The organism is uncultured Dialister sp. (assembly GCF_937959425.1).
Taxonomy (GTDB): Bacteria; Bacillota; Negativicutes; order Veillonellales; family Dialisteraceae; genus Dialister.
The window spans coordinates 1-8,008 of the sequence record NZ_CALGPS010000078.1; the positions used below are offsets into that span (position 1 = coordinate 1).

Below are 8,008 nucleotides of genomic sequence, written 5' to 3' on the forward strand. Positions count from 1 at the left end.
CCCGATCCCCAACCCCCATTCCCATTCCGTGATACAATAGGGGAAAGCGGATTTATCATATGTTTTTTCTATCAAAGGAGCATATATGCGTATTGTTGTTATTGGCGCAGGCCATTTGGGCTATATTGTTTCCGATTTTCTTGTAGACGAAGGATATGATGTGGTGGTGGTGGACTCGAACGGGGAAAAGCTGGAGGCCATCCGGAATGACCTGGACGTGCTCACCATCCAGGCCGACGGCACCAGTCCTTCCTTTATGCGGAGCCGGGATGTGGCGGGAAGCGACCTGGTGGTGGCGGTGACCGCCATGGACGAGGTGAATATTATTGCCTGCATACTGGCGAAGAAAAACGGCATTCCCCATACCATTGCCCGCATCCGGGATCCGAAGTTCCTGTCGGAGCCGGTGGATTATATCAAGGAAAATTTTGACATCGACCTGGTATTGAGTCCCGAGCTGATTACGGCCCGTGAAATCAGCCGCCTCGTCATGACCCCTTCCGCCATTAACGTGGAAGATTTTGCCGGCGGGAAGGTGCGGCTTCTGGAAACGAAGATTTCACCCCGTTCGCCTCTGGCCCACAGGGCGCTGAAGGACATTACCCTGCCGCCGTCGGTGCTGGTCGCCCTTATTTTGCGGGATCATCATATGATCATTCCCCATGGCAGTGACCGCATCCTGCCGCTGGATAATGTGTATTTCCTGGGGAGTCCCGATTCCCTGATGAATATTTCCGCCCACAGCAATGCCAAGTACCAGCGCAGGACGAAGAAGGCTTTCATCATCGGCGCCGGCCGTACGGGGCAGGCGCTGGCTCCTATGCTGGAGAAGCAGGGCATTTCGGTGAAGGTTATCGACAATCATGAGGACCACTGCCAGCAGATGGCGGGCAAGCTGAAAAAGGGGATGGTACTCTTAGGCGACGGCACGGATATCGACCTTCTCACCCAGGAAGGGGTGTCGGAGGCGGATACGGTGATCTGCACCACCAAGGATGAAAGGCTGAACCTGATGATGGCCCTTCTGGCCAAGCATCTGGGCGCCGGGCAGACCATTGTGCGGGTGACCCGCACCGAATATATTTCCATCATGCAGCAGGTGGGCATTGATATCGTCCTCTCCACCCGCCTTCTGGCAGCGGCAGAGGTGCTGGGCTTCGTGCGGAGCGGCAGTGTGGTGTCCGTGTCCCTCTTGGAAGGGGCCCGGGCGGAGGCTATGGAAATCGTCATTTCCAAAGGCTCTAAGGCTGCCGGCGTGCCCCTCATGAAGGCGGGCATCCCCCGTTCCTGCCTGGTAGGCGCCTATGTGCGGGAGGGAAAGGTCTTTATTCCTGACGGCCGCTCCGTCCTTGCTGCCGGTGACAGCGTCATCCTTATTGTGGAAACGGATCACGTGCAGGATGTGATTTCCTATTTCAAAGGAAGGGATTGACATGAACCGTAATATTATTCTGGCCATGCTGTCCCGCATCATCCTGGGTGCCGGCATGGTGCTGCTCCTTCCCATGCTCCTTTCTCTCTACTACGGGGGACCGGTGCTGTCCTTTTTCATTCCGGCTGCCCTGTCCTTCCTTCTATACCTGATTTTCCGGAAGAAGGATATTTCCCCCAATGACAGCCTCACGCCGCGGGAGGGTACCGCCATTACCGCCCTGACCTGGCTGTCGGTGTCCCTCATTTACGCCATTCCCTATGTGCTGTCCGGCGCCCTTTCGCCCCTGGACGGGCTGGTGGAAAGCATTTCCGGACTCACCGGCACCGGCGCCACGGTGATAGATGATTTGACCGTCATGCCGCCGTCCATCCTTTTCTTCCGGGCCATGACCCACTGGCTGGGCGGTCTGGGCATCATCGTCATTTTTGTGGCCCTCTTTCCCCAGGCGGGACGGGGCACCACGAAAATGGTGAACGCTGAAAGCACGGGCCCCACTTCCTCCAAGCCTCTTCCCCGCATCAAGGAAACGGCGCTGGCCCTCTTTGCGGTGTACTTCTGCTTCACCGCCGCTGCTGCCGCCGCCTATATGCTCTGGGGCATGGGCTTCTGGGAAGCCCTGGACCATGCCTTTTCCACCATTGCCACCGGCGGCTTTTCCACCAGAAATGAAAGCATTGCCTATTACCACAGCGCCTCCCTGGAAATGATCATCACCTTCTTCATGGTGATTTCCAGTGCCAACTTCGGCATTTATGTGGATGCCTGGAAACGGGGATTCCACGTCATCCGGCAGGATACGGAATTTAAGGTGTACCTGGCCATGGTGGGAGGAGGCGCCCTCCTTATCACCGCTTCCCTGGTGCTGCAGGGTCATATGCCTCTCCTGGAGTCTCTTCGGGAAGCCCTTTTCCAGTCGGCCTCCCTCTCTTCCACCACCGGCTTTGTGTCGGCGGATTTTGACCAGTGGCCTTCCTTTGCGAAATTCATCATCCTCCTTCTCATTATCGTAGGCGGCTGCGGCGGCTCCACCGCCGGCGGGCTGAAGGTAATCCGCCTCATCCTTCTTTTCAAATGCTTCTCCGCCATCCTGAAGCTCCATATGCATCCCCGGGCCATTTTCCACATGACCGTAGGAGGCGAGCGGTTCTCCCGGAATACGGTACTCCAGGTGCTGGCTTTCTTCTTCATTTACATGGCTCTGTCCGCCCTGTGGGCAGCGGGCATGATGTTTGACGGTCTTAACTTCATGGATGCCCTGGGCGTGGCCTTCTCCACCATGAGCAACGCAGGCCCCGCCTTCGGCCAGTTCGGCGCCACCTGCACCTACGCGGCCCTTCCGGACTTCTCCAAGGCCATTGTGTGCCTGTCCATGCTCTTCGGCAGACTGGAATCGGTAACCCTCCTCTCCATCTTCATCCCCTCCTTCTGGAAACGGAGCGGATGGTGAGGATCAGATGGCAGATGGTAGATGTTAGACGATAGAAGTTAGACGTCAGACGTCAGACAGCAGGCGCGCAGCCCTGTCAACCTTTTCAATGAACTCATCAAAAAAGGGGCTGTGAAAAAATGTAAATCATTTTTTCACAGCCCCTTTTTGACTGCCTTATTTCTTCTCTCCGAAGAGGCGGAGGAGGTAAATGAAAATGTTAATGAAATCCAGGTACAGGGTAAGGGCGCCCATGATGGCGACCTTCTGTCCTTCGTCGGTGGCCCGGGAATGATAGGTCAGAGCCAGCCGCTTAATGGACTGGGTGTCATAAATGGTGAGGCCTGTGAAAACCAGGATGCCGGCGTAGGAAATGAGCATCTGCAGCAGGGTGCTGTCAAAGAAGAAGCCCACCACCGTGGCCAGGATAATGCCGAAAAGCCCCATGAGGCACATATTTCCCATTTTGGAAAGGTCTGCCTTGGTTACATAGCCGTATACCGACATGATACCGAAGGTGCCGGCAGTCATGAAGAATACGCCGCCGATGGAGGACAGGGTGTAGGTGAGGAACACTGCCGACAGGGTGATGCCGTTCAGCACGGAATACACCAGGAACATGGCCGCCGCCGTTTTCAGGGACATTTTCCCCATGGCAGAAGACAGGCGCCATACCAGGGCAAAGGTGGCAAGCACCAGCACCAGGGTGCCGGTGCGGCTCCCCATGAAGAGCCCCCGGAGCAGGGCGTTATCCGATACGAACCATGCGCTGAACCCCGTCACCACCAGGGCAATGGCCATCCAGGCATACACATCTTTCATCAGACCGGGCATATTGATGGAAATACTTTTTTCCCGTTCCGCAGTTAATTCATCATACATTGGACATACTCCTTTCTGTCATGATTATAGGATTGATCACAGCTTTCTGCTGTGTTTCTATTGTAGCACAATCCCGAAGGTTTCATAGCCTTATGCGGGCTACATCATTTTTAAATCTTTATAAACAGGGGGAACGACCCACTGTCCCTGCTGGTTCATGAGTCCCCATCCCTTTTTGCGGCGCACCGGCGAAAGGCCGTGGCGGAAGGGGCCGCCTGCCTTGTCTCCTGAGGGAAGGGCAAAGAGGACGCGGCCATCTTTATCGACGGCCTCCGTTTTCTTCCCCTCTTCCATCCAGGTCACGCCGCCGTCACCAAAGGGCTCCATCATGGCGCCCCGGGGAAGTTCCCGGATTTCTTTTCCTGTGTCTGCCATGGCCAGCACTGTCCGTCCATTGATTTCATAAAGAAGACGGTTTTCTCCCGGGAAATAGAGACGGTCATAGATGAAATCTTTCACCCTCTCGCCGTCCGCCAGACGGAAGGCGCCCATCTTTCCTGTCCCTTTGTCCCAAAGGGTCACAATCCCTTCCCTTTCATAGAGCATGCCGCCGGACAGGTCGTAGGAGCCGGGCGGGATGACATCCTGCCCTTCCCTGTTCACAAAGCGGAGAAGCCCCTTGTCTTTTACAAAGGCGCCCCACTCTGTCATGGGGTACACTTCATCGGAGCGGCTGTCAATGATGACACGGCCTTTGCGGTCCAGGTAGCCCCGCTTCACGCCGTCATAGGAAAGGGGCAGCATTTCATCGCCTCCGCCGTTTCCACCAAGACCGCCCAGCATGGCTCCCGCCAGTACGCCCCAGTTGAAACGGTTCACCTTCCGGCGGTACTCTGCCAGACCGTTTTCATAGGGTCCTGCGCTGTCAAAATCGGCGGTGAAGAGGAGCTTTCCCGCCTCGTCAATGGCGCCCTTCCTTCCGTCAGAAAGCTCCACGAAGGCAATGCCCTCGCTGAAGGGAGTCAGCACCTGCCGGTACAGGGGCGCCGTCACCTTTCTTCCTTCTTCGTCCAGAATACCGTACTTTCCCCTGTCCCGGTAGAAAGAAGGCCCCTCTTCCCTGGGAGGCGCCGCCGGCTTTCCGTCAGCGGTGATATAGGAAAAGCCCTTTTTCCCCTTCACCCGGAAAAGGCCGTCTCCTTCATAGCTGATGGAGCTGTAGACAGGAGGCACCACTTCCTCTCCCTTCCGGCCCAGAAGGCCCCAGCCCTTCTCCCCTTTGACAGCAGCCAGCACGCCGTACTCATAGGCCCTGCCGCCCTCCTTTTGGACGGAAGCGCTGGAAAGCTTATTCTTGGTGAGATAAGGGTACACCATGCCGCCGGCTGCGGGCGCCGAAGGAAAATCAATGGATACGTCGGAATGGGTGGTGGTTTTTGATGATTTCTCCCTCGTCTCTGTCCGGCTCTCCGATATTGTGGCAGAAGAGCCTTCCCGGTGGATGTGGGTATAGGAAAAAGCCGGTTCCTCTCCCCGTACAGGAGAAAATGCAGCCGGCAGAAGCAGGAGGGATGTGATAAGCAGAATCTTTCCGGTTCTGTAGTTCATAGAGCGTCCTTTCTATTAAACGATGATTTTCGATATTGTATTTCCATTATACTAAAATTTCCTTTCCCTGTAAACACCGCCTGCCTCCTCCTGTGATACAATAAAGAAAAGGAAATATTCCTAAAGGAGGCTGCCATGGATATTTCAGAAGAAATCACGAAAATGAATCTCTATAAAACCTTCGAGCCCTACATCCACCCATCGGTGACCATGAAGGAAAGAATGGAAGGCAATATCCGTCTCACCGAAAAGGCTCCCGAAGACGCCCGCCAGGCCCTTTCCAAATGGAAGGCCATGAAACTGAAACAACGCCTTTTTTAAGAGTTTAAGGAGGAAAAACATATGGACGCCACCCTCGACAGCGAAGACATTGCCCTTTTGAACCGGCTCTCCGACAAACAGAAAGACTACGCCCTCACCCTCTACACCGCCAGGGAAAAGAAAAAATCCACCGCCTACATCCTTTGGATCCTCTTCGGCGTGTACTACTTCTACCTGGGCCACCCCTTCAAGAACATACTCCTGTGGCTCCTCTGCTTCTGCGTCATCGGAGAAATCTGGTGGATCGTAGACCTCTTCCGCATGTCCGGCATGGTGAAGAGGAAAAACAAGGAAATCCTGATGGAATGCATCAAAGAAGCGGCGCAGCTCTACCCCGCCCCGCCAGCTACGGATACCTATTTATAAAATAGAAACACGAAAAAAGCCGCCAGGGAAATGCAGCAGCATTTTCCGGCGGCTTTTTCCGGTCAATCACGATGTCTATGGGTATTATAACATATGTGAGTGATCTAGTAATCTAGTGAGCTAGGGAGTGGGAAAAGGTAAAGCGCGTAACATCTTTGCCCCTTGAGGGACCATAGGGTGTACGAGGCTTCAAGATGGAATGATACTCTACGCTGAACTGACTGCTAAACGGCAGCCTCCCCGCCGATTGGGATTTAATGACTGTTGTCTCATATGCGCCGCTGAACCGCCGTCAGCCGCCAGCCTACTAGTACACCAGCACACTAGATCACCGGCCCACTAGCCCACTAGCCTCACTCATTATTCGACATATGGGTCTTATCAAAAATCAGGAAGCAGATGGAGATGATCATAGCCACTACGGTAGCCAGGCCCATGCCTTTCAGCTGCACCGGGCCCACTACGATGGTGGCGCCGGAGAGGCCGGAAATCATGGTGACTGCCGTTAAAATCAGGTTTCTGGATTTCGTGTAGTCCACCTGCTTTTCGATGAGCATGCGGATACCGGATGCGGCGATGAAGCCGAAGAGGAGGATGCACACGCCGCCCATGACGGGGGTGGGAATGGCGTGGATGAGGGCGGCAATCTTGCCGATGAAGGAGAAGATAATGGCAAAAATGGCAGCCCCTGCAATGACCCAGGTGCTGTATACGCCGGTCATGGCCATGACGCCCATGTTTTCACCGTAGGTGGTGTTCGGCGTGGAGCCGACGAAGCCGGAAATGATGTTGGACAGGCCGTCGGCAAAGAGGGAGCGGTGCAGGCCGGGGTCCTTGATCAGATTTCTTCCTACAATATCACTGGTCACAAAGAGATGGCCCAGATGTTCCGCAAAAACTACGAACACCGCCGGAAGAATCATCATAATGGCGGACAGATTGAAATGGGGAGAATAGAAGGTGGGGAAAGCCACCCAGGGCATTTCTTCCACATGGTGGAAATCCACCACCCCCATGAATACAGACAGGATGTAGCCGGCAATGACGCCGATGAGGATAGGGATGATGGAAATGAAACCCCGTCCCAGCACCGTGGCAAGGATAGTCACAACCAGGGTGAACATGGAAATGGTGATGGCCGTGGCGGAAGACATGCCCTGGGGCTCACCGATGAAGCCGGACATGGTCATAGCCAGGGGCGCCAGCTCCAGCCCGATGATGGCTACAATGGCACCCATGGCTGCCGGCGGGAACAGCACATCAATCCAGTGCACCCCCGCCTTCTTCACCAGAAAGGCCAGGAAAATGAAGCAGAGCCCGAAGGCAATGAATCCCCCCTGGGCATCGGCATAGGACATGCCCGCCGTGGACGTCACCGCCAGCACCGGCGAAATAAAGGCAAAAGAAGATCCCAGATAAGCCGGCAGCTTCCATTTGCAGATGGCCAGGTACAGCAGCGTGCCGATACCATTCATAAAAAGGCAGGTGGCAGGGTCCACATTCAAAAGAAAGGGAACCAGCACCGTAGAGCCGAACATGGCAAAGAGATGCTGCAGGCTCAGGGGAATGGTGGGGAGAATGGGAAGCCGTTCCTCCACCTCAATAATACGTTTACTCATTTTCACTTTCCTCTCTTGGGAAGCGCTGATTCATTCATTGTTTGCTTTTATTCTTGAGTTTTTATGCAATGCAAGGAATGAGGCGACGCGAATAGCCAGCTGTTTAAGGAGCCTCATGACGAAGCAGTGCATAAAAATTCTTATAAAAGCAAACTCTATGATTTAATCAGTGCTTCCCTAAAAAAAGACTCAGAAAAAGGAAGGCCCCTTCCTATGCAAAAGGCCCTCCTTTCCGAATCACTGTCAAATTTTCATCTCTCCCATTTTATTCTTTTTGAAATAGAAATGCAAGGGGCAAAGGGGGAAGCGCCCCTTGGGCGCGAAGGGTTTTTAAGATGGACCGGCCCGCTGGGCCGGAGGGTTCTTAAGTTGTGCGCCAGTTCGGCGTGTATAGTATAGTCTGGTGAAAGC

General features: G+C 54.5%; 7 protein-coding genes. 4 read left to right on the forward strand and 3 right to left on the reverse strand.

The genetic code is table 11. The features are described from left to right. Window positions 1–85: 85 nt before the first annotated feature. Window positions 86–1,432 (forward strand): Trk system potassium transporter TrkA, encoded by a 1,347-nt coding sequence (gene trkA, locus Q0482_RS03075; RefSeq protein ID WP_299143232.1) that lies wholly within the window; start codon window positions 86–88, stop codon window positions 1,430–1,432. A gap of 1 nt (window position 1,433) precedes the next feature. Further along, window positions 1,434–2,882, forward strand: coding sequence for a TrkH family potassium uptake protein (locus Q0482_RS03080; protein WP_299143235.1), 1,449 nt, complete (start codon window positions 1,434–1,436; stop codon window positions 2,880–2,882). Window positions 2,883–3,038: 156 nt separating this feature from the next. Here Q0482_RS03080 and Q0482_RS03085 read toward each other — a convergent pair whose 3' ends face one another. Beyond that, on the reverse strand, window positions 3,039–3,743 hold the full coding sequence (locus Q0482_RS03085; protein WP_299143238.1) for a Bax inhibitor-1/YccA family protein: 705 nt from the start codon (window positions 3,741–3,743) through the stop codon (window positions 3,039–3,041). A 99-nt stretch (window positions 3,744–3,842) separates the two neighbouring features. After that, the gene (locus Q0482_RS03090; protein ID WP_299143241.1) at window positions 3,843–5,291 is read right to left on the reverse strand and encodes a WG repeat-containing protein; all 1,449 of its coding nucleotides are present in this window, start codon (window positions 5,289–5,291) and stop codon (window positions 3,843–3,845) included. 135 nt (window positions 5,292–5,426) lie between these two features. Between Q0482_RS03090 and Q0482_RS03095 the strand changes: the two genes are divergently transcribed. Both Q0482_RS03095 and Q0482_RS03100 read left to right on the forward strand, forming a co-directional pair. Next, entirely contained in the window at window positions 5,427–5,612 is a 186-nt protein-coding gene (locus Q0482_RS03095) for a hypothetical protein (RefSeq protein WP_299143248.1), read from the forward strand. Window positions 5,613–5,633: 21 nt separating this feature from the next. Continuing rightward, window positions 5,634–5,978 carry a TM2 domain-containing protein gene (locus tag Q0482_RS03100; RefSeq protein ID WP_299143251.1) on the forward strand — a complete coding sequence of 115 codons (345 nt, stop codon included), beginning with the start codon at window positions 5,634–5,636 and terminating at the stop codon, window positions 5,976–5,978. A gap of 353 nt (window positions 5,979–6,331) precedes the next feature. Here Q0482_RS03100 and uraA read toward each other — a convergent pair whose 3' ends face one another. Continuing rightward, entirely contained in the window at window positions 6,332–7,597 is a 1,266-nt protein-coding gene (gene uraA / locus Q0482_RS03105) for a uracil permease (RefSeq protein ID WP_299143254.1), read from the reverse strand. Window positions 7,598–8,008 lie beyond the last annotated feature (411 nt).